Origin of the sequence: Mesorhizobium sp. M7A.F.Ca.US.011.01.1.1, from assembly GCF_003998295.1 — a bacterium.
GTDB lineage: Bacteria > Pseudomonadota > Alphaproteobacteria > Rhizobiales > Rhizobiaceae > Mesorhizobium.
Genome location: NZ_RZRT01000014.1, coordinates 87,233 through 107,290, shown reverse-complemented (window position 1 = coordinate 107,290; position 20,058 = coordinate 87,233). Strand labels below are relative to the sequence as shown.

Annotated in this window: 18 protein-coding genes; 5 read left to right on the top strand and 13 right to left on the bottom strand. The window is 62.4% G+C overall.

The annotated features are described in order from the left end of the window. Window positions 1–41 precede the first annotated feature (41 nt). Window positions 42–473, bottom strand: a complete 432-nt coding sequence (gene irrA / locus EOA13_RS16340) for an iron response transcriptional regulator IrrA (protein WP_164780102.1) — start codon at window positions 471–473, stop codon at window positions 42–44. Between the two features lie 242 nt (window positions 474–715). On the opposite strand from irrA, the gene fabA reads away from it, so the two are divergent. From fabA to EOA13_RS16320, 4 genes are all read left to right on the top strand, one after another. Then, entirely contained in the window at window positions 716–1,231 is a 516-nt protein-coding gene (gene fabA, locus EOA13_RS16335; RefSeq protein WP_013527885.1) for a 3-hydroxyacyl-[acyl-carrier-protein] dehydratase FabA, read from the top strand. 50 nt (window positions 1,232–1,281) lie between these two features. Next, window positions 1,282–2,502: a beta-ketoacyl-ACP synthase I gene (fabB, locus tag EOA13_RS16330; RefSeq protein ID WP_127294056.1), complete on the top strand. Its 1,221-nt coding sequence runs from the start codon at window positions 1,282–1,284 to the stop codon at window positions 2,500–2,502. A gap of 13 nt (window positions 2,503–2,515) precedes the next feature. After that, window positions 2,516–3,328: an enoyl-ACP reductase FabI gene (fabI, locus tag EOA13_RS16325; protein WP_127294054.1), complete on the top strand. Its 813-nt coding sequence runs from the start codon at window positions 2,516–2,518 to the stop codon at window positions 3,326–3,328. Window positions 3,329–3,534: 206 nt separating this feature from the next. Further along, window positions 3,535–5,079, top strand: a complete 1,545-nt coding sequence (locus tag EOA13_RS16320) for a bifunctional diguanylate cyclase/phosphodiesterase (protein WP_127294052.1) — start codon at window positions 3,535–3,537, stop codon at window positions 5,077–5,079. A 74-nt stretch (window positions 5,080–5,153) separates the two neighbouring features. Here the strand turns inward: EOA13_RS16320 and EOA13_RS16315 are convergent, their stop codons facing one another. The 10 genes from EOA13_RS16315 to rimP all read right to left on the bottom strand — a co-directional run bounded on the left by EOA13_RS16315 (window position 5,154) and on the right by rimP (window position 17,414). Further along, a complete protein-coding gene (locus EOA13_RS16315) occupies window positions 5,154–6,173 on the bottom strand; it encodes a class I SAM-dependent methyltransferase (RefSeq protein ID WP_127294050.1) in 1,020 nt (339 codons plus the stop codon). 104 nt (window positions 6,174–6,277) lie between these two features. Next, window positions 6,278–8,425, bottom strand: coding sequence for a polyribonucleotide nucleotidyltransferase (gene pnp, locus EOA13_RS16310; RefSeq protein ID WP_127294048.1), 2,148 nt, complete (start codon window positions 8,423–8,425; stop codon window positions 6,278–6,280). A 278-nt stretch (window positions 8,426–8,703) separates the two neighbouring features. Further along, window positions 8,704–9,015 (bottom strand): 30S ribosomal protein S15, encoded by a 312-nt coding sequence (gene rpsO / locus EOA13_RS16305; protein WP_269470859.1) that lies wholly within the window; start codon window positions 9,013–9,015, stop codon window positions 8,704–8,706. Window positions 9,016–9,155: 140 nt separating this feature from the next. Beyond that, window positions 9,156–10,250, bottom strand: a complete 1,095-nt coding sequence (gene corA / locus EOA13_RS16300; protein ID WP_127294046.1) for a magnesium/cobalt transporter CorA — start codon at window positions 10,248–10,250, stop codon at window positions 9,156–9,158. Window positions 10,251–10,294: 44 nt separating this feature from the next. Beyond that, window positions 10,295–11,302 carry a tRNA pseudouridine(55) synthase TruB gene (gene truB / locus EOA13_RS16295; RefSeq protein WP_127294044.1) on the bottom strand — a complete coding sequence of 336 codons (1,008 nt, stop codon included), beginning with the start codon at window positions 11,300–11,302 and terminating at the stop codon, window positions 10,295–10,297. Continuing rightward, window positions 11,302–11,742: a 30S ribosome-binding factor RbfA gene (rbfA, locus tag EOA13_RS16290; RefSeq protein WP_127294042.1), complete on the bottom strand. Its 441-nt coding sequence runs from the start codon at window positions 11,740–11,742 to the stop codon at window positions 11,302–11,304. Before rbfA ends, truB begins: the two co-directional genes overlap by 1 nt. A 126-nt stretch (window positions 11,743–11,868) precedes the next feature. Then, the gene (gene infB, locus EOA13_RS16285) at window positions 11,869–14,439 is read right to left on the bottom strand and encodes a translation initiation factor IF-2 (protein WP_127294040.1); all 2,571 of its coding nucleotides are present in this window, start codon (window positions 14,437–14,439) and stop codon (window positions 11,869–11,871) included. Continuing rightward, a complete protein-coding gene (locus EOA13_RS16280; protein WP_127294038.1) occupies window positions 14,436–15,086 on the bottom strand; it encodes an RNA-binding protein in 651 nt (216 codons plus the stop codon). Before EOA13_RS16280 ends, infB begins: the two co-directional genes overlap by 4 nt. 38 nt (window positions 15,087–15,124) lie before the next feature. Further along, the gene (gene nusA / locus EOA13_RS16275; RefSeq protein ID WP_013527896.1) at window positions 15,125–16,720 is read right to left on the bottom strand and encodes a transcription termination factor NusA; all 1,596 of its coding nucleotides are present in this window, start codon (window positions 16,718–16,720) and stop codon (window positions 15,125–15,127) included. A 49-nt stretch (window positions 16,721–16,769) separates the two neighbouring features. Next, complete coding sequence (gene rimP, locus EOA13_RS16270; protein ID WP_013527897.1) at window positions 16,770–17,414, bottom strand: ribosome maturation factor RimP; 645 nt, start codon at window positions 17,412–17,414, stop codon at window positions 16,770–16,772. 297 nt (window positions 17,415–17,711) lie between these two features. Here rimP and EOA13_RS16265 point away from each other — a divergent pair, with 297 nt between their 5' ends. Continuing rightward, window positions 17,712–17,879: a hypothetical protein gene (locus tag EOA13_RS16265; RefSeq protein WP_013527898.1), complete on the top strand. Its 168-nt coding sequence runs from the start codon at window positions 17,712–17,714 to the stop codon at window positions 17,877–17,879. Between the two features lie 66 nt (window positions 17,880–17,945). Here the strand turns inward: EOA13_RS16265 and EOA13_RS16260 are convergent, their stop codons facing one another. Together EOA13_RS16260 and metK are read right to left on the bottom strand one after the other, a co-directional pair. Further along, complete coding sequence (locus EOA13_RS16260; RefSeq protein ID WP_127294036.1) at window positions 17,946–18,647, bottom strand: tRNA (guanosine(46)-N(7))-methyltransferase TrmB; 702 nt, start codon at window positions 18,645–18,647, stop codon at window positions 17,946–17,948. Between the two features lie 23 nt (window positions 18,648–18,670). Further along, window positions 18,671–19,936 carry a methionine adenosyltransferase gene (gene metK, locus EOA13_RS16255; protein WP_023811409.1) on the bottom strand — a complete coding sequence of 422 codons (1,266 nt, stop codon included), beginning with the start codon at window positions 19,934–19,936 and terminating at the stop codon, window positions 18,671–18,673. Between the last annotated feature and the right edge of the window lie 122 nt (window positions 19,937–20,058).

Here is a 20,058-nt window from a genome sequence, read left to right as displayed (position 1 = left end):
GTCGAAGATTCTGGCCTGGTCGAAGATTCCGGCCTCGCCGGTCATTCGCGACGTTTGGGGCGCAGCCTCACCACGATGTCGACATTGGCGATCTCCATCCCTTCCGGCGGCTCCGGCAGGTTGGCAACCGTCACCGGACCGCTGTCGATGTCGAATATGCGGTTTTCGCCTTCGATGTAGAAATGGTGGTGGTCGGAGGTATTGGTGTCGAAATAGGTTTTCGCGCCCTCGACGGCGAGGATGCGCAACAGTCCCGCCTGGGTGAACTGGTGAAGGGCATTGTAGACGGCGGCCAGCGACACCGGCACGCCGGCGGCAACCGCCTCCTCGTGCAGTTCCTCGGCCGACAGATGCCGGTCGCCCTTGGCGAAAAGCAGATCGGCCAGCGCAATGCGCTGACGCGTCGGCCTCAGGCCGGCTTCACGGACCCGCTTGTCCACAGCGACATTTTCCTTCCGGCCGTCCAGGTCCATCTTCTCGTCGAACCCCACAGTTCCGCCTCAAGACACGCCCAGAATGGCAAAAAAATGAACGTCTGCCGAAACCGGACCTCTCAGGACATATATTCTGTCGCCCGAATGCGATCAATAGCGCGCATTGACCCAGGCAGACGAGCAGGCTAAGCGCAAACGCCGGTTTCCGGCCTGAAACAGATTGTGTTAGGAAACCAACGACAAGGGCACCCGATAGCCCGGAACGATATGGGATGAGATTGATGGCGGGTAAATCCAGCTACGAGTACGACGAATTGCTGGCCTGCGCCCGCGGCGAACTGTTCGGACCGGGCAACGCCCAGCTTCCTTATCCGCCGATGCTGATGTTCGACCGCATCACCGAGATCAGCGAGACGGGCGGCGCCTTCGAGAAGGGTTTCATCCGCGCGGAGTTCGACATCAAGCCGGACCTGTGGTTCTTTGCCTGCCATTTCATCGGCAATCCGATCATGCCGGGGTGCCTCGGCCTCGACGCCATGTGGCAATTGACGGGCTTCTATCTTGGCTGGCTGGGCGAACCCGGCAAGGGGATGGCGCTGTCGACCGGTGAAGTGAAATTCAAGGGCATGGTCACGCCCTCAGTGAAGAAGGTCGAATATGGCATCGACTTCAAGCGCGTGATGCGGGGCCGGCTGGTGCTCGGCATCGCCGATGGCTGGCTGAAGGCGGATGGCGAACCCATATACGCGGCAACGGATTTGAAAGTCGGTCTGTCCAAGCAGTCGGCGGTTGGCTGACCGGCATCCCTGGCCAACTCTCTGGCCAGCACCCCTGGAAGGAGTTGCGAATGAGACGTGTCGTAGTCACAGGCATCGGCATCGTGTCGTCGATCGGCAACAATGCCAACGAGGTGCAGACCTCTCTGCATGACGCCAAATCCGGCATCAGCTTCTCCGATTCCTTTGCCGAACACGGCTTCCGTTGCCAGGTCTGGGGAGCGCCGACGCTCGATCCATCGGCCATGATCGACCGCCGTGCGATGCGCTTCCTGAGCCAGGGGGCTGCCTGGAACCATGTCGCCATGGATCAGGCGATCGCGGATGCGGGCCTCGGCGAGAGCGACATCACCAATGAGCGCACCGGCATCGTCATGGGATCGGGCGGACCATCCACCCGCACCATCGTCGAAGCTGCCGAAACGACGCTGAAGAATGGCAGTCCCAAGCGCATCGGTCCGTTCGCGGTGCCGAAGGCAATGTCATCAACCGCATCGGCGACGCTTGCCACCTGGTTCAAGATCCACGGCGTCAACTACTCGATCTCGTCGGCCTGTTCGACCTCGGCGCACTGCATCGGCAATGGCTATGAATTGATCCAGTGGGGCAAGCAGGACATCATCTTTGCCGGCGGCCACGAGGATCTCGACTGGACGATGTCGGACCTGTTCGACGCCATGGGCGCGATGTCGTCGAAATTCAACGACAAGGCATCGACAGCTTCCCGCGCCTATGACGCCAATCGGGACGGCTTCGTCATCGCCGGCGGCGCCGGGGTGCTGGTGCTGGAAGAGCTTGAGCATGCCAAGGCGCGCGGCGCCAAGATCTATGCCGAGATCGTCGGCTATGGCGCGACGTCGGATGGCTACGACATGGTTGCTCCTTCAGGCGAGGGCGCGGTCCGCTGCATGCGCCAGGCGCTGGCCACGGTTTCCACACCGGTCGACTACATCAACACCCATGGCACCTCGACGCCGGTGGGAGATTCCAAGGAAATGGGAGCGATCCGCGAGGTGTTCGGCCCAGAGATGCCGTATATCACCTCGACGAAGTCGCTGACCGGCCATTCGCTGGGCGCGGCCGGCGTGCAGGAATCCATCTATTCGATCCTGATGATGCAGGGCGGCTTCATCGGCGAAAGCGCCCATATCGAGACCCTCGACCCCGAATTCGAGGGCATGCCGATCGTGCGAAAGCGCATCGACGACGCCAGGATCGATACTGTCTTGTCCAATTCCTTCGGCTTCGGCGGCACCAACGCCACGCTCGTTTTCCAGCGCTATTCCGCATAAGGATTTGCCGGCCATGGACGGATTGATGAAGGGCAAGCGCGGGCTTGTCATGGGTGTCGCCAACGATCATTCGATCGCTTGGGGAATTGCCCGGAAATTGTCCAAACATGGGGCGGAACTCGCCTTCACCTATCAGGGCGATGCCTTCGGACGCCGGGTCAAGCCGCTGGCCGACAAGCTCGGCGCCTCGCTGGTGGTGCCGTGCGACGTCGAGGACAGCGCTTCGGTCGCCGCCACATTCGAGACCCTGGGCAAGGAATGGGGCGGGCTGGATTTCATCGTCCACGCCATCGGCTTTTCCGACAAGAACGAGTTGAAAGGCCTCTACGCCGACACCAGCCGGGACAATTTCGTCCGTACCATGGTGATCTCTTGCTACTCCTTCACCGAGGTCGCCCGCCATGCAGCCACCTTGATGCAGGACGGCGGATCGATGATCACGCTGACCTATGCGGGCTCCGTCCGCGTCATGCCGAACTACAATGTCATGGGCGTCGCCAAGGCAGGGCTGGAGGCGAGTGTCCGCTACCTCGCCAACGATTACGGTCCGCGCGGCATCAGGGTGAACGGCATATCGGCTGGACCCGTACGCACGCTCGCCGGCGCCGGTATTTCCGATGCGCGCCATATGTTCTCCTATCAGCAGCGAAACTCGCCGCTGCGCCGCACGGTGACCATCGACGAGGTCGGCGGCTCGGCACTTTATCTGTTGTCGGATCTGTCTTCCGGGGTTACCGGCGAGATCCACTATGTCGATTCCGGCTATCACATCGTTTCCATGCCGACACTCGACGAATTGAAGCAGACCGACGGCGGACGAGACTAACGCCTGTCGCCCAAAGGTGCGCGGCGGTTTTGGAATGGCGACATTTGAAGACACGAAGCTTAAAGCGCGCCAACTGCATCCGTTTCAGCGCTAGGCGTATTGATCCGCTCAAGAAATACTTTCGGTCCAGTAAAATTGGATTCATTCGCCGAAACTCATTTTAAGGAGATATCCGCTAGAAAGCCCCGTACTCAGGGGAACTTTCAATGCTCGCCGTCAGCAACCCGAAGCGAACACCGGTGTTCCGACTGCTCACCATAGCGAGTTCGGGTCTCGGCAGTTTCGTCCTCGGGCTCTGGGGCCTGAAGCTCGGTCTCGGCGATGGTTTTGTCGGCATCTCCGCGGACATGATGGTCTCGGTGATGGCCGCTCTTTGCGCACTGGCGGCATCGGTCGCCGCGATGTCCTTCTTCGCCGGCGTCGATGAATCGGCGGATTTCGTCTTCACGGAAACCCATTTCGACAAGCTGACCGGCCTGGTGGCACGCCCGGCGATGGTCGGCAAGATTGCCGAGGCGGCATGCGCGACCAGCCGGACCGGCGAGCCGATGTTCCTCATCGATATCGACATCGACCGCTTCAAGCAGATCAATGACGCCATCGGCTACAGCCAGGGCGACGAGCTGATCCGCGCCTTCACCAAGCGCTTGAAGATGTGCGTGCCGCCGCGCGCGCTGATCGGACGCATCGGCGCCGGTGAATTCGCGATCCTGCTGCCCGACAATCAGGTGTCCGGATCGCTGGAAAGCACCGTCGAGAGGCTCATCGACGAGATGATGGAGCCCTATGATCTCGGTACGCACCTGCAATCGGTCAGCCTGTCGGTCGGCATCGTGGCGATGCCAAAGGACGGCGTCGATCCCGTCCTCATCCTGCGCCGCTCCAATCTGGCGCTGCAGAACGCGCGCGCCAGCGGCGTCGGCAACTGGTCGGTCTTCCATGCCGAAATGGGCAGGGTCGCCGACCATCGCCAATGGATCGAATCCGAACTGAATACAGCCTTCGAGCGCGGTGACTTCGACCTTCATTACCAGCCGCAGCTCGATCTCCCGACCGGCCGCATCGTCGGGTATGAAGCGCTTATCCGCTGGCGGCATCCGGAACGCGGCATGATCCCGCCGATGGAGTTCATTCCGATCGCCGAGGAAACCGGCATGATCGGCCCGATCGGCGAATGGGTGCTGCGCAAAGCCTGCAGCGACGCCCGGCATCTGCCCGACGATTGCTTCGTCGCCGTCAACATCTCGCCCGTCCAGTTCATGACCAAGGATTTCGTCGGCATCGTGCGCGACACTATGACGAGCACCGGCATCAAGCCGTCGCGGCTGGAGCTGGAAGTGACCGAGACGGCGATGATGCAGGACCGCGACCGCGCCGCCGCCATCCTGAAGGAGCTTGCGGATATGGGCATCTCGGTCGCCGTCGACGATTTCGGTACCGGCTATTCCAATTTGAGCTACCTGATCGATTTCTCATTCGGCAAGCTGAAGATCGACCGGTCCTTCGTCAGCCGCCTCGACACCGACTCCAGCTCCGGCGCGGTCGTCTCGACGATCGTCGGGCTTTCGCGCGCGCTCGGCGTCAGCATCATTGCCGAAGGCGTCGAGACCGAAAGCCAGGCGACGCTGCTCAGGGCAGCCGGCTGCGAGGTGGTGCAAGGCTACCTTTACGGCAGGCCCGCCCCCCTCAAGATCAGGGTCGGCGACGCGCATGTCACCGATGAGGTCCGGCGCGTCGCCAATCTGCATTGAGTGCGACGCGATGTCTGTTTTCGTCTGAGCATGACCTTTTCCGAAAACCGGTATCCACTTTTCGGGATCATGCTTCAACGACGAGCGACAAGCACCTTGAACATGCCGTCGCGAGCGAGTTCGGCATGGCTCGAAAAAGCGGCCGCCAGGATCGGCTCATAGGGAAGCTGGCGGTTGGCGACCATGAACAGCCGCCCACCTGGTTTCAAGGCCTTGGCCGCCGCGCGGATCATGCCGGCGCCGATCTCCGGCTCGGCCGCCCGGCTGCGGTGAAAGGGCGGGTTCATGGCGATCGCGTCGTAACGCTTCTCGACCGGTTCCTTCAGCAGATCGATCCAGAAGAAATTCCTGGCGATCGACTGGCCGACCCCTGCCAGATTGAGCTTTGCGGCTTCGAGCGAGGCGAAATCGGCCTCATAGAGGTCGAGCGCTGAAATGCCCGGTGAGCGGGCGGCGATCTCGGCAGCCAGATACCCCCAGCCGGCGCAGAAATCGGCAACGCTGCCCCGCAGATCATCGGGCAGGTTCTCGCCCAGCAATTTGGAGCCGGTATCGACCCGGTCGAAGGAAAACATGCCGGGCGCGGTGCGGAACCGGTTTTCAACCAGCAGAGCGGGATTGGCGGCGCGCAATTCTTCCGCGGCGGCCAGATCGGCGGGACGTCGCAACCAGAAGGCAATGCCGTGATATTTGGGCAAATGGCCTTCAAGCGGCACAAGCTCGTCAACGCGCTTGCGCAGGCTGGCAATGCCATCGTCCTTGCCGCCGGCAATGACGACCAGGCCGCCCGGCGCCACGCGCTCAAGCGCCTGCGCGAGGCGCACTTCGTTCAGGCCGCGATGTCGGCCGGCAAGCACAAGTGCCATATCGAAGCCATCGCCTTCCACTTGCGCGGTGACGACGAAGCCCGACGCCTGCAGCGCGCTAAAATGCGGCCGGAAGCCCTGTACGAGGTGAAGCGTCGCCTCAAAGCCTTCAGGCAGGCGAAAACCCGGCTCAGCGCCGAGAAACAGTGCGCGCGTGCCCTTTCCCGGCAGAGGAACAGCCTCCGCCTCGAAGGGATGGAAAAGCGTCTTCAACGGCTCGGCGGACATTGTTCGATCTCGACCTGTCTAGACGATCTGAAAGTGAAACGGAGCTAAAATGAAAACGGGCGCGACATAAGCCGCGCCCGTTTCGATTCATGGTCTCAGACCAATCAGGCGGCGTTTTCTTCGCCTTCGGTCTTCTTGTCGCGGGCGAGTTCCTTGCCGGTGGCCTGGTCGACGACCTTCATCGACAGGCGGACCTTGCCGCGCTCGTCGAAGCCCATCAGCTTGACCCAGACCTTATCGCCTTCCTTGACCACGTCCGAGGTCTTGGCGACCCGGTCGTTGGCAAGCTGCGAGATGTGGACGAGGCCGTCACGCGGACCGAAGAAGTTGACGAAAGCGCCGAAGTCCGCGGTCTTGACAACCGTACCTTCGTAAATCTCGCCGACTTCCGGCTCGGCGACGATGGTGTGGATCCACTTCTTCGCCGCCTCGATCTCCTTGGCGTTCGACGAGGCGATCTTGACCGTGCCGTCGTCCTCGATGTTGATCTTGGCGCCGGTCTTTTCGACGATCTCGCGGATCACCTTGCCGCCCGAGCCGATCACGTCACGAATCTTATCGGTCGGGATGTGCATCACTTCGATGCGCGGTGCGAACTCACCCAGTTCCGAACGCGCGCCGGTCAGAGCATGCGCCATCTCGCCGAGGATGTGCTGGCGGCCATCCTTGGCCTGGTCCAGCGCGATCTTCATGATCTCCTCGGTGATGCCTTCGATCTTGATATCCATCTGCAGCGAGGTGATGCCGCTGGCGGTGCCGGCGACCTTGAAGTCCATATCGCCGAGGTGATCTTCGTCACCGAGGATGTCGGACAGAACGGCGAAACGCTCGCCTTCCTTGATCAGGCCCATGGCGATACCGGCGACGGGCTTGGCCAGCGGCACGCCGGCATCCATCAGCGCCAGCGAGGTGCCGCAGACAGTGGCCATCGACGACGAACCGTTGGACTCGGTGATCTCCGAGACGACGCGCAGCGTGTAGGGGAACTGGTCGGCGCTCGGCAGCATCGGGCGAATGGCGCGCCAGGCGAGCTTGCCATGGCCGATTTCACGGCGGCCCGGCGAACCCATGCGGCCGGTCTCACCGACGGAGTAGGGAGGGAAGTTGTAATGAAGGAGGAACTTCTCCTTGTACATGCCGGTCAGCGAATCGACGTATTGCTCGTCCTCGCCGGTGCCGAGCGTGGCAACGACCAGCGCCTGGGTTTCGCCGCGGGTGAACAGCGCCGAACCATGGGTGCGCGGCAGAACGCCGACTTCGGAGACGATCTTGCGAACCGTGCTCAGGTCGCGACCATCGATGCGCGAACCGGTGTCGAGGATGTTCCAGCGCACGACCTTGGCCTGGAGTTCCTTGAACACGCTGCCGATCTGCTCGGAAGTGTATTTGGCGTCTTCGCCTTCGGCCGGGGCAAACGCTGCCTTGACCTTCGCCTTGACGGCGTCGACGGCGGCGTAACGCTTCTGCTTGTCGACGTTCTTGTAGGCATTACTGAGTTCGTCGCCGACGATCTTCAGCATCTCGGCTTCAAGCGCGGAATAGTCCGGCGCGGTGAAGTCGCGCGGCTCCTTGGCAGCAACTTCGGCCAGCTTGATGATGGCGTCGATGACCGGCTGGAAGCCCTTGTGGCCGAACATGACGGCGCCGAGCATCAGCTCTTCGCCCAATTCCTTGGCCTCGGACTCAACCATCAGCACGGCATCGCTGGTGCCGGCGACGATCAGGTCGAGCTTGGATTCCTGCATCTCGTCGACATGCGGGTTGAGCACGTATTCGCCGTTGATGTAGCCGACGCGAGCGCCGCCGATCGGGCCCATGAAGGGAACGCCGGAGAGCGTCAGGGCCGCCGAAGTGGCGACGATCGACAGGATGTCGGGATCGTTCTCGAGATCGTGCTGGACGACGGTGACGACGATCTGGGTGTCGTTCTTGTAGCCTGCGGCGAAGAGCGGGCGGATCGGGCGGTCGATGAGGCGGGAAACCAGCGTTTCCTTCTCGCTCGGACGGCCTTCACGCTTGAAATAGCCACCCGGGATCTTGCCGGCGGCGTAGGTCTTTTCCTGGTAGTTGACGGTCAGCGGAAAGAAATCGAGGCCGGGCTTCGGCTCCTTCATCGAAACGACGGTGGCGAGGACCTTGGTCTCGCCGTAGGTGGCGAGCACCGCGCCGTCTGCCTGGCGTGCGATCTTGCCGGTTTCGAGGATGAGCGGACGGCCGCCCCATTCGATTTCCACTTTGTGGTGATTGAACATGTCTTGTCCTTAATATGAGGAAAGGGCCGCGCCGTTTCACGGTGCGCGGAGATGCCCTTTCCCTGGCTTCCTTTCTCGGGCAGCCACGGGCAAGACAACGGGAGGCTCGGGTGATTTCGGCGCGGTGCGCGCGCGAGCGTCCTGCAATCCTGCCCCATGACCGTCCATGGGCGGTTTCGAGTGCCCTCTGCACGATCGAAACCGGGTCTGGCCAGTCGATGCGACTGGCAGAATGCGCGACCGGCGGGCTCTCCTTCGAAAGCCCGCCGGTCAATTCGTCAACGGCGCAGACCGAGCTTCTCGATCAGCGTCTGGTAGCGCGCGTCGTCCTTGCGCTTGAGATAATCAAGCAGGCTGCGGCGCTGGGAGACGAGAGCAAGCAGACCACGGCGGGAATGGTTATCCTTCTTGTGGTCCTTGAAATGGTCGGTCAGGTTCTTGATGCGCTCGGAAAGGATGGCCACCTGGACTTCCGGAGACCCGGTATCGCCCTTGGCGGTTGCGAATTCACCCATCAATTCCTGTTTGCGCTCGGCAGTAATCGACATCGTGTTTTTCCTTATCTGTTTGAGGAAACGGGTCGCCCTCAGCCGGGATGTCGTCCAGCAGGGGCCGGTGCAAGCAAAACGTCATAGCGCTATGCTGCGGCGCATATAGTGCAATTCCCCGGAAAACACCAGCCCAATTCACAAGCCGGCTTTTCAGGCCAAAATGGCAGGTTTTAGCCTTGTCAAAGCCATTTCTTCCATTTGAAGAAGGCAATCAGCCCGAACGCGACAAGCGCCATGAACAGCAGCGACAAGGGATAGCCATAATAGGCCTTCAGTTCCGGCATGTTCCAGGGCGAAGACTCCGGATCGAAATTCATGCCCCAGATGCCGACCAGGAAGGTGAGCGGCATGAAGATGACCGAGACGATGGTGAGATAGCTGATGACGTCGTTGGTGCGCGCCTGGCTCAGCGACAGGTGCATCTCGATCAGGCCGGTCAGCATGTCGCGCTGGGTTTCGACCAGCTCGATCAACCGTAGCGCATGGTCGAGCGTGTCGTTGAGGAAGATCTTGGTCTCGGCCTTCACATAGGGCACATCGTTGCGGATCAGCGTCGCCAGCGCATCGCGCATCGGCCACAGCACGCCTTTCAGCACGTTGGCGTCGCGCCGCAATTCATGCAGCTGCCGCATCTGATGCTTGTGCGGCGAATGCAGCATCTCGTCCTCGATGCTGTCGACCATGTCGCCGGCGGCCTCGATCGGCGGAAAGTAGCTGTCGACGATGGCGTCGATCAGCGCATAGGCGAGGTAATCGGCACCGCGGGCGCGCAACCGGTTGGGCACTGAGCTTTCGATGCGCTTGCGCACGGGATCGAACGGATCGCCTTCCCGTTCCTGAAAGGTGACGACGAAATTGTTGCCGAAGAAGACGGCGATCTGCTCATAGCGGTGCGAGGTGACATCGTCGATCATCCTGACGACGACGAAGGCATGGTCCTCGAAGAAGTCGACTTTCGGCCGTTGGCCGGTGTTGACGACGTCCTCCAGCGCCAGCGGGTGCAGGCTGAATATACGGCCGATCTCCTCGATCAGCGGGATGTTGGCGAGGCCGGTACAATCGAGCCAGAGGACCGGCCATTTATCGCAATGGGTGTTGAGATCGTCGATGCTGGCATTTTCGATGGTCTTGAATTTTTCAGGCGAGATCAGCGTCAGCCTGAGTTCGCTGCGCCGCGCCGAGGGGTCGGCGATCAGCGTGCCGGGCGACGCACCGACCGGCGGCCGCCGCGTTTTCACCGGCGCCCGCGTCTTCACGGTCTCAGCCTTTGCCATATGCCCCTCGTGCGAGTCCTCGCCTCGACATTAGACGACAGGAGTCACCCGGCAAAGACCCGCTTGGGCTTGAACATGCCTTGCTCGACGGCACCGATGGCGACCAGCTTGCCGCGCGCCGTGGCGCAGGCTTCCTCGGCTTCCACCGGTGCGTCGCGGCCGCGAATGATGACCGGGTTGCCAAGGCGGATCTTGGTCGCTGCATCGTCGCTGATGGCGATCTGCGGCAGGCAGTCGAGAGCCGCCGACGTATCGACCAGAAGCGCATCGATGGCGTCGAAGTCGATTGGTACTTCCACCTTGTCGACAGCCTCTGTCGTGTCAGCGGCTTCCGTTGCGTCAGTGACGTCCGTCGTGCTGTCTTCGTCCTGGACACCGAAACGGGCGGCTTCCAGTTCGGCGATGGTGACGAAATCCTCCGCCGTGAACGGCTCGACCTCGACCCGGCGCAATTCGGAAATGTGGCCGAAACAGCCGATGTCGCGGCCCATGTCGCGGGCCAGCGAGCGCACATAGGTGCCCTTGCCGCACTCGACCTCGAAAACAGTATGATCGGCGCCATGCTCGACAACGTCCAGACGGCCGATCTCGATCTCTCGCGCGGGTATGTCGACCGTCGCACCGTCGCGGGCCAGATCATAGGCACGCTCGCCCGCGATCTTGATGGCCGAGAATTGCGGCGGCGTCTGCATGATGACGCCAGTATATTTCGGCAGCAGGGCGAGCACTTGGGCTTGCGACGGGCGCAGGTCGGACTCTTTCGTCACCGGACCTTCGAGGTCATCGGTGGAGCGCTCCTGCCCCCAGGCAACGGTGAAGCGGTAGATCTTTGCGCCGTCCTGCACGTAGGGAACGGTCTTTGTGGCCTCGCCAAGCGCGATCGGCAGCATACCGGACGCCAGCGGGTCGAGCGTGCCGGCATGGCCGGCCTTTTCGGCCTGGAACAGCCATTTGATCTTGGAGACGGCTTCGGTCGAGCCCATGCCGACCGGCTTGTCCAGGATCAGCCAGCCCGAGATCGGCCGGCCCTTCTTCTTGCCGCGGCGCGCCACTATTCGGTGTCCTTGTTGCCGTCTTTGTCCTGGTCCGCGTTTTCCTGGTCCTCAGGACCCAGATCGCGCGCCACTTCCGGCGATTTCAAGAGGTCGTTGATCCTGGCAAAATTGTCGAAGGAGGTGTCGAGCTTGAAGCGGAATTCCGGCATGAACTTCATCTGCCGCAGCGCGCCGGAGACACGGCCACGGACGAATTTCGCATGCTTGTTCAGCGCCTCGACCACCGCATCGGTATCCTTGGCGCCGAGCGGCGAGACGAAAGCGGTAGCGACCTTCAAATCGGGCGACATGCGCACTTCCGAGACCGACACCACGGTGTTCTCGATCAGCGGATCGATGATCTCGCCGCGCTGCAGGGTTTCGGATAGCGCATGGCGCACCTGTTCGGCGACGCGCAGCATGCGCTGGGATGGGCTGGATGTGGTTGGACGGGGCATTTTTCTCTATCCTGAAAGCGTGAGGCGCGGGATGGGACCGTGCCGCATGTCTCATATGGGTCGTTCTCAATGGACCTCGGGCGGCGGCCTTTCGGCCACCGCCCGGTATGGACAAGTCATTCGAACTCAGAGTGTCCGGGTCACCATCTCGACGCGGAAGCATTCGATGACGTCGCCGACGCGCATGTCCTCGTAGTTCTGGAAGGCCATGCCGCACTCCTGGCCGCCGGGGACTTCCGAAACTTCGTCCTTGAAGCGCTTCAGCGTCTTCAGCGTGCCTTCGTGGATGACGACGTTGTCGCGGATCAGGCGCACGCCCGCACCACGCTCGACCTTGCCTTCGGTGACACGGCAGCCGGCGATCTTGCCGACCTTGGTGATGTCGAAGATTTCGAGGATCTGCGCGTTGCCGATGAAGGTCTCGCGACGCTCCGGCGACAGCAGGCCCGACAGAGCCGCCTTCACGTCATCCACGAGGTTGTAGATGATCGAGTAATAGCGAATCTCGATGCCAGCCGCCGCTGCGGCGGCACGTGCCTGGACGTTGGCGCGAACGTTGAAGCCGATGATCGCGGCACCCGAAGTCTCGGCCAGCGACACGTCGCTTTCGGTGATGGCGCCGGCGCCGGCATGGACGATGCGCGCACGCACTTCGTCGGTGCCGAGCTTGTCCAGCGCCGCGTTGATCGCTTCGATCGAGCCCTGCACGTCGCCCTTGATGACCAGCGGGAATTCCTTCAACCCGCTCGTTTGCAATTGCGACATCATCTGCTCGAGCGAACCGCGCTGGCCGGCATGCTTGGCAACCGCCTTCTCGCGCGCCAGACGCTGGCGGTATTCGGTGATCTCGCGGGCACGGGCCTCGTTGTTGACCACGGCGAAGCGGTCGCCGGCCTGCGGTGTGCCCTGCAAGCCAAGCACTTCCACCGGCATCGCCGGCGGCGCTTCCTTGATCTGCACGCCACGATCGTTGACCAGCGCACGCACCCGGCCCCATTCGTTGCCGGCAACCAGGATGTCGCCCGGCATCAGCGTGCCGGTCTGCACCAGCACGGTGGCAACGGGGCCACGGCCCTTGTCGAGCTGGGCTTCAATGACGACGCCTTCGGCGGTACGATCCGGATTGGCCTTCAGGTCGAGAATTTCGGCCTGCAGCAGGATCGCCTCGAGCAGCTTGTCGAGATTGGTGCCCTTGGTCGCCGACACTTCGACGTCCAGAACTTCACCGCCCATGGATTCGACGAAAACCTCGTGGCGCAGCAGCTCCGAGCGCACTTTCTGCGGATCGGCATCATGCTTGTCGATCTTGTTGATCGCCACGATGATCGGAACACCGGCCGCCTTGGCATGGCTGATCGATTCGATCGTCTGCGGCATGACGCTGTCATCGGCCGCAACCACCAGGATGGCGATGTCGGTCGCCTGGGCGCCACGAGCACGCATCGCCGTGAAGGCGGCGTGGCCGGGCGTGTCGATGAAGGTGATCTTGTGACCGTTCTTCTCGACCTGGTAGGCGCCGATATGCTGGGTGATGCCGCCGGCTTCGCCGGAGACGACATTGGCGTTGCGGATCGCGTCGAGCAGCGAGGTCTTGCCATGATCGACGTGACCCATGATCGTCACGACCGGCGGACGCGAAACCAGGTCCTCGGCATTGTCGGCGATGTTGAACAGGCCTTCCTCGATGTCGGACTCGGCAACGCGGCGGACCGTGTGGCCGAATTCGGTAGCAACCAGCTCGGCCGTGTCGGCGTCGATGACGTCGCCCGGCTTCAGGATCTGGCCCTGCTTCATGAAGAACTTGACCAGGTCGACCGCGCGCTCGGACATGCGTTGCGCCAGTTCCTGGATGGTGATGGTCTCTGGCAGGATCACTTCGCGCATGACTTTCTCGCGCGGCTCATTGTGCATCGCGCGCTTGAATTTTTCCTGGCGGCGACGCATCGACGACAGCGACCGGGCTCGCGCGTCTTCGTCGGACAATGCTGAATTCAGCGTCAGCTTGCCGCGGCGGCGGTCTTCCTCGGCCTTGGTCGGCTTGGCCGGACGCGCCACTTCGGGCGTGACCGGACGGCGCACCGGTGCGCCGGCACCAACACGTTTCGGCTTGGCCACTTCCTCGTCATCGACTGTTGCCAGTTCGGCGGCCAATGGCGCGCGTCGACGGGCCTCTTCCTCAGCCCGACGGCGGGATTCGGCCTCGGTCTGCAACCGCGCCTCTTCCTCGGCCTGGCGGCGTGCGGATTCATCGCGTTCGCGCTTGCGGCGCTCTTCGTCCTCGGCGCGACGCTTGGCATCCTCGGCGGCGCGCTGGCGGTCCTCGACCTCGCGAACCTTCGAGCCCTCGAGCGCCCTGCGGCGCGCTTCCATTTCACTGCGCGACAGTTCGTTCAGCACCATACCGCTGCGTTCGACCGGGGCCGGCGGGGGTGGTGGCGCCTTCGGTGCTTCCGGCACGACGACGGGCGCGGCCACGACCGCCGGCTTCGGTGTGAAGACGGGGGCGGCAACGGGCTCCGGCTTGTCGCCGGGCATCGAGAATTTGCGCTTCTTGGTTTCGACGACGACCTGCTTGGTGCGGCCGTGCGAGAAGTTCTGGCGCACAGTGCCCTGTTCCATACCGGGGCGCTTCAGCGTCAAGGTCTTCTTCGGCGTCACACTCAGCGTATTGTCGTCACCCGATTTCGTATCGCTCATTCCATATCCTCTGCGGCATCATCTTCGTCAGCAACAGCCGCAAGCATTGCCAGATCGTCCGGGGAACCGCCCCGATACCGGTCGAGCGCAACCATGCGCTTCTGGACCGCCCTGCCCGCGTCTCCCGCGAGAACGGCAGCATGTATCACATTTGTACCCCCCAATGCCAAGCTCAACTCGGCCTCGGAGAAAAGTTTGTAGGCAAGGATGGCGGGCCCACCGAGATGGACTGTCGCCCGTCGCGCCTGGCTGATCTTGCGCACGCCGTCGTCGGACGCCTCGGTCGCGTGGAGCACGAAAAGCGCCAATCCACCGCGGACAGCACTTTCGACCTTGGTAGCACCAAGCGAAATTGCGCCTGCCTTGCGGGCAAGACCAAGCATGCCCAGAGCGTGCCTGGAAAGTAGCCCGTCGATCATGCCGCCAAGATCGGGCGGCACGACCACCTGTGCCTTGAAGGCGCGGGCAAAGAGGTTCTTCGCCGCCGCCTTGTCGATATGTAGGCGGTCGGCGGTCACCCAGCAACCGCGGCCGGGCAGATTTCTCTTGATGTCGGGAACGACGGCCGAATCCGGGCCGACGACAAACCGGATCAGATCATCCGGTTCGGCTTGTGTGCGCGTAACGATGCAGGTGCGATCGTTCATCTCGTCCAAGGGCGGGTTCGGTGCGATGCGGTTTCACCTCACGCACCAACGGCTTCGTCAGCCGAGACTTCTTCGGCTGCAAGCTCGTCTTCGGTGATCCAGCCGGCCTTGAGGCGGGCGGCCAGAACCATCTGTTCGGCGTCTGCGCGGGTCACGCCATGATTGGCCAGCACACCCGGATAGACTTTTGTCTCGCCGTCCTTGCGTTCCTTCCAGCCGGTCAGGTCGTCGGCGGCATAGCCGGCGAAATCCTCGATCGTCTTCACGCCGTCCTCGCCGAGCGTCACCATCATGGCGGTGGTGACGCCGGGGATTTCGCGCAATTCGTCCGAAACGCCAAGCGCCTTGCGCTTGTCGTCGTGCTCGGCCTCGATCTTCTCCAGATATTCGCGAGCGCGGGTCTGGATTTCCGAAGCGGTGTCCTCATCGAAACCGTCGATAGAGGCAATCTCGCCGGAATCGACATAAGCGACTTCCTCGACGCTGGTGAAGCCTTCGGAGGCCAGCACCTGGCCGACCATCTCGTCGACGTCGAGGGCTTCCATGAACAGCGACGAACGCTCGACGAATTCCTTCTGGCGGCGCTCGGATTCTTCGGCCTCGGTCAGGATGTCGATATCCCAACCGGTCAGCTGCGACGCCAGGCGCACGTTCTGGCCGCGGCGGCCGATGGCCAGCGACAGCTGGTCGTCGGGAACCACGACTTCGATGCGTTCGGCATCCTCGTCGAGCACGACCTTGGCGACTTCCGCCGGCTGCAGCGCGTTGACGATGAAGGACGCCGCCGAAGGCGACCACGGAATGATGTCGATCTTCTCGCCCTGCAATTCGCCGACGACGGCCTGGACGCGGCTGCCGCGCATGCCGACGCAGGCGCCGACCGGATCGATCGAGCTGTCGCGCGAGATGACGGCGATCTTGGCGCGCGAACCTGGATCGCGGGCGACCGACTTGATCTCGATGATGCCGTCATAGATTTCCGGCACTTCCATGGTGAACAGCTTGGCCATGAACTGCGGATGGGTACGCGACAGGAAAATCTGCGGGCCGCGCTGCTCGCGGCGCACATCGTAGACATAGGCGCGGACGCGGTCGCCATATTTGTAGTTCTCGCGCGGGATCAGCTCATCGCGGCGGATGATCGCTTCGCCGCGGCCGAGATCGACGATGACGTTGCCGTATTCGACGCGCTTGACGGTACCGTTGACGATCTCGCCGATGCGGTCCTTGTACTCGTCATACTGGCGGTCGCGTTCGGCCTCGCGGACCTTCTGCACGATGACCTGCTTGGCCGACTGGGCGGCGATGCGGCCGAAATCCATGGGCGGCAGCTGTTCGGCGATGAAGTCGCCGAGCTGGGCGTCGGGATTGCGCTCGCGAGCCGAGGAAATGGCGATCTGCGTGGCGTAGTCATCGACCTTCTCGACCACTTCCATCAGCCGCTGCAGCTTCATCTCACCGGTGTTCGGGTTGATGTCGGCGCGGATGTTGGTCTCCTGACCGTAACGCGAACGCGCCGCCTTCTGGATCGCATCGGCCATGGCGGCGATGACGATCGACTTGTCGATCGACTTTTCACGCGCGACGGCGTCGGCGATCTGCAGCAATTCAAGTCTGTTGGCGCTTACAACCATCGTTTTTCTCCCGAGCCTGTTTGCCGGACCTTTGCGCCCGGCAGCTCAATCATAGTTCCTGTTCGTGTTCTTCCGTGGCGTCCGCTTCCGCACCCGACTCGTCGTCGTCCGGTTCGCCGCGGCGTTTCTTGGCTTCCTTGCGCGCCCTGTTGTCCTTCGACAGGGCATCGCGGATAAGATCGTCTGTCAGGATCAAGCGCACATCGGCAATCGCATCATAGGGGACGCGCACCGTCGGCTCCTCGCCATAGGCGGCCTTGTCGCGCTCGATCAGCACATCGTCTTCGCCTGCTTCGGCGATCTTGCCCTTGAAGCGCTTGCGGTCGGCAACGACGATCGATGTTTCCATCTTCACCAGATGACCCGTCCAGGTCGTGAAATCCGATTTGCGGACCAGCGGCCGGTCGATGCCGGGCGACGAGACTTCAAGATGATAGGCCTTTTCGATCGGATCGTCGACGTCGAGCGCCGGCGACACCGCGCGGCTGACCTCTTCGCAATCCTCGACGGTCATGGTGCCGTCCTCGCGTTCGGCCATGATCTGCAGCGTCAGCCCGTTCTGGCCCGACAGATGCACCCGCACGAGGCGGAAGCCGATGCCACGCAGGACCGGCTGGACGATCAGCGCGATGCGCGCATCGATGCCGCTTTCGCGGATGATGCGATCGTCGCCCTCGCTTGCCGTTGCAGTCATCGAAGCCCTGTCGTTCTACCAAGTTATCGGCAGGTAATAAAAAAGAGCGGGACCGGGTGGACCCACTCTTCGTCATACCGACCAAGAATTTGAGGTTGATATAAACGATCATGGCCTGTGTTTCAAGCCCGCTATGCTGGTCGGGCAACGCCGCCATCGAGGCGGCCCGCGCCAGCGTTGCATGGGGTGCATGGCGCCTATGCGGCGACCCCCATGGGATTGGCGCGGAAACGCACCTACCTATGTTGCGCTGCACAAATGTGGCCGTGCGTCACACGTGCGCGAAAGGACATGATCATGAGCAATCGCAAGATATTTTCTGCAATAGGCGACTTCTTCACCGTATTCGGCAGCGCCGTGGCCGCTTCACGGGCCGTGGAAGCCGGTCGCAGGCCGCGCGCCGACGACCTGCGCAACCTCGGCGTCGAGCCTGCCGCCTTCGATCGCATCGGCCGCCGCTTCTAGCTTTGACGCAATTCCGGACGGAAAACCGTTTCACACTTTTCCTGGAATTGCTCTAAGACTGCAAGCTTATTTCCGAATGAAGGTAAGATAGGCCGGCCGCCGGCCCTCACGAATGGCCTTGGCCTCGTAACGGGTGCCCGGCCAGCCTTCATAGGGCCGGTGCCAGTCCGCCGCCTCGCAAGCCTGCCATGCGAACGCGCCATGCGCGCGGCAATGCAGCAGGGTCCAGTTGACATAGGTGTCGATGTCGGACGCAAAGCGGAATTTTGAACCAGGCTTCAGCACACGCGCGAACCGCCCGAGATTGACCGGGCTGACGAAGCGCCGCTTCCAGTGTTTCTTCTTCGGCCAAGGATCGGGATAGAGCAGATCGATGCCGTCGAGCGAGGCTTGCGGCAGCCAGTCGAGCAGCCTTGTGGCGTCGTCGTCATAAACCCGCAAATTGGCGAGCGGTTTCTCGCGCACCGCCATCATCATCTTGGCCATGCCGTTGACGAAGGGCTCGACGCCGATAAAGCCGATCGCTGGGGCCTCGGTCGCACGATGCAGGAGATGCTCGCCACCGCCGAAGCCAATCTCGAGGCGAACCGCGCGGACATCCGTCTCAAACAAAGCGCTGAGATCCGCCGGCGGCTGGGCCGTCAGATCGAGCCGATATGTGCCAAAGCCGATTTCCAGTGCGGCCGCCTGCTGCGGGCGCATGGTCTTGCCGCGCCGGCGACCGAAAAAGGCTTCAGTCGCGCGGCTTGGTCTGTCCTTCGGATCCATGGCGGGACTTTGCGGTGCCGCTGTCAGGCGGCGACCGCGTCCTTGAGTGCCTTGGCGAGATCGGTCTTTTCCCAGGAGAAAGACCCATCACGGCCGGCCTTGCGGCCGAAATGGCCGTAGGACGACGTCTTGGCGTAGATCGGTTTGTTGAGATCGAGGTGACGGCGGATGCCCGACGGCGACAGATCCATTACCGTGCGCAACGCGTCCTCGAGCTTTGCCTCGTCGACCTTGCCGGTACCGTGCAAGTCGACATAGACCGACAGCGGCTGAGCAACGCCGATGGCGTAGGAAAGCTGGATGGTGCAGCGGTCGGCGAGTTTCGCCGCCACGACGTTCTTGGCCAGGTAGCGCGCCGCATAGGCCGCCGAACGATCCACCTTGGTGGTGTCCTTGCCGGAGAAGGCGCCGCCGCCATGGGGTGCGGCACCACCATAGGTGTCGACGATGATCTTGCGGCCGGTCAGCCCGGCGTCGCCGTCCGGCCCGCCGATGACGAACTTGCCGGTCGGATTGATGTACCACATGCAATCGTCGGCGATCTTGAGGTCGCCCAGTGCCTCGCGGATATAGGGTTCGACGACCTTGCGGACCTTCTTCGAATCCCAGCTCGCATCGAGATGCTGCGTGGACAGCACGATCTGCGTCGCCTCGGCGGCCTTGCCATCGACATAGCGAACGGTGACTTGGCTCTTGGCATCCGGCCCGAGCTTGCCGGCTTCACCGCTGCCTTCGTGACGGGCGGCAGCCAGCAGTTCGAGGATCTTGTGGCTGTAGTAGATCGGCGCCGGCATCAGATCCGGCGTCTCGCGGCAGGCGTAACCGAACATGATGCCCTGGTCGCCGGCACCCTCTTCGCCCTGACGGTCGGAGGCATTATCGACGCCCTGGCCGATGTCAGGCGACTGGCCGTGCAGCAGAACCTCGATCTTCGCCGTTTTCCAGTGAAAGCCGGCCTGCTCGTACCCGATTTCGCGGATCGCCTTGCGGGCGACCGATTTGAACTTGGCCGGATTGACGACCGAATGCCCCGCGGCATCCTTGAGAATATTGCCGGCCTTGTCCCGCTTGAGCAACGTGTCGGGAACACGCACTTCGCCGGCGATCACGACACGGTTTGTGGTGGCCAGCGTCTCGCAGGCGACACGGACTTTCCACGGGTCCATGCCGGTCTTCTTGGCTTCGCGATACACCAGATCGACGATCTCGTCGGAAATCCGGTCACAGACTTTGTCGGGATGGCCCTCGGCAACGGATTCCGAGGTAAAGAAGTAGTTCTGCCGCGTCACGGGTGTCCCCTCTTGAAAAACGATCGGCAGGCTGCCGATTTTGGCGCGCCACGTGTTAGCGGGGCGAAGCGCCGCTCGTCAAGCGGTGCTTCGGTTCTGGCATGAATGTCGATGCAGTTATC

Excerpts from the sequence above, each read along its gene's own strand:
- EOA13_RS16280 (WP_127294038.1), bottom strand. The coding sequence starts at position 15,086 with ATGAACGATCGCACCTGCATCGTTACGCGCACACAAGCCGAACCGGAT.
- fabI (WP_127294054.1), top strand. The coding sequence starts at position 2,516 with ATGGACGGATTGATGAAGGGCAAGCGCGGGCTTGTCATGGGTGTCGCC.
- EOA13_RS16315 (WP_127294050.1), bottom strand. The coding sequence starts at position 6,173 with ATGTCCGCCGAGCCGTTGAAGACGCTTTTCCATCCCTTCGAGGCGGAG.
- pnp (WP_127294048.1), bottom strand. The coding sequence starts at position 8,425 with ATGTTCAATCACCACAAAGTGGAAATCGAATGGGGCGGCCGTCCGCTC.
- rimP (WP_013527897.1), bottom strand. The coding sequence starts at position 17,414 with ATGACTGCAACGGCAAGCGAGGGCGACGATCGCATCATCCGCGAAAGC.
- corA (WP_127294046.1), bottom strand. The coding sequence starts at position 10,250 with ATGGCAAAGGCTGAGACCGTGAAGACGCGGGCGCCGGTGAAAACGCGG.
- EOA13_RS16265 (WP_013527898.1), top strand. The coding sequence starts at position 17,712 with ATGAGCAATCGCAAGATATTTTCTGCAATAGGCGACTTCTTCACCGTA.
- nusA (WP_013527896.1), bottom strand. The coding sequence starts at position 16,720 with ATGGTTGTAAGCGCCAACAGACTTGAATTGCTGCAGATCGCCGACGCC.
- EOA13_RS16320 (WP_127294052.1), top strand. The coding sequence starts at position 3,535 with ATGCTCGCCGTCAGCAACCCGAAGCGAACACCGGTGTTCCGACTGCTC.
- rbfA (WP_127294042.1), bottom strand. The coding sequence starts at position 11,742 with ATGCCCCGTCCAACCACATCCAGCCCATCCCAGCGCATGCTGCGCGTC.
- fabA (WP_013527885.1), top strand. The coding sequence starts at position 716 with ATGGCGGGTAAATCCAGCTACGAGTACGACGAATTGCTGGCCTGCGCC.
- fabB (WP_127294056.1), top strand. The coding sequence starts at position 1,282 with ATGAGACGTGTCGTAGTCACAGGCATCGGCATCGTGTCGTCGATCGGC.
- infB (WP_127294040.1), bottom strand. The coding sequence starts at position 14,439 with ATGAGCGATACGAAATCGGGTGACGACAATACGCTGAGTGTGACGCCG.
- EOA13_RS16260 (WP_127294036.1), bottom strand. The coding sequence starts at position 18,647 with ATGGATCCGAAGGACAGACCAAGCCGCGCGACTGAAGCCTTTTTCGGT.
- irrA (WP_164780102.1), bottom strand. The coding sequence starts at position 473 with ATGGACCTGGACGGCCGGAAGGAAAATGTCGCTGTGGACAAGCGGGTC.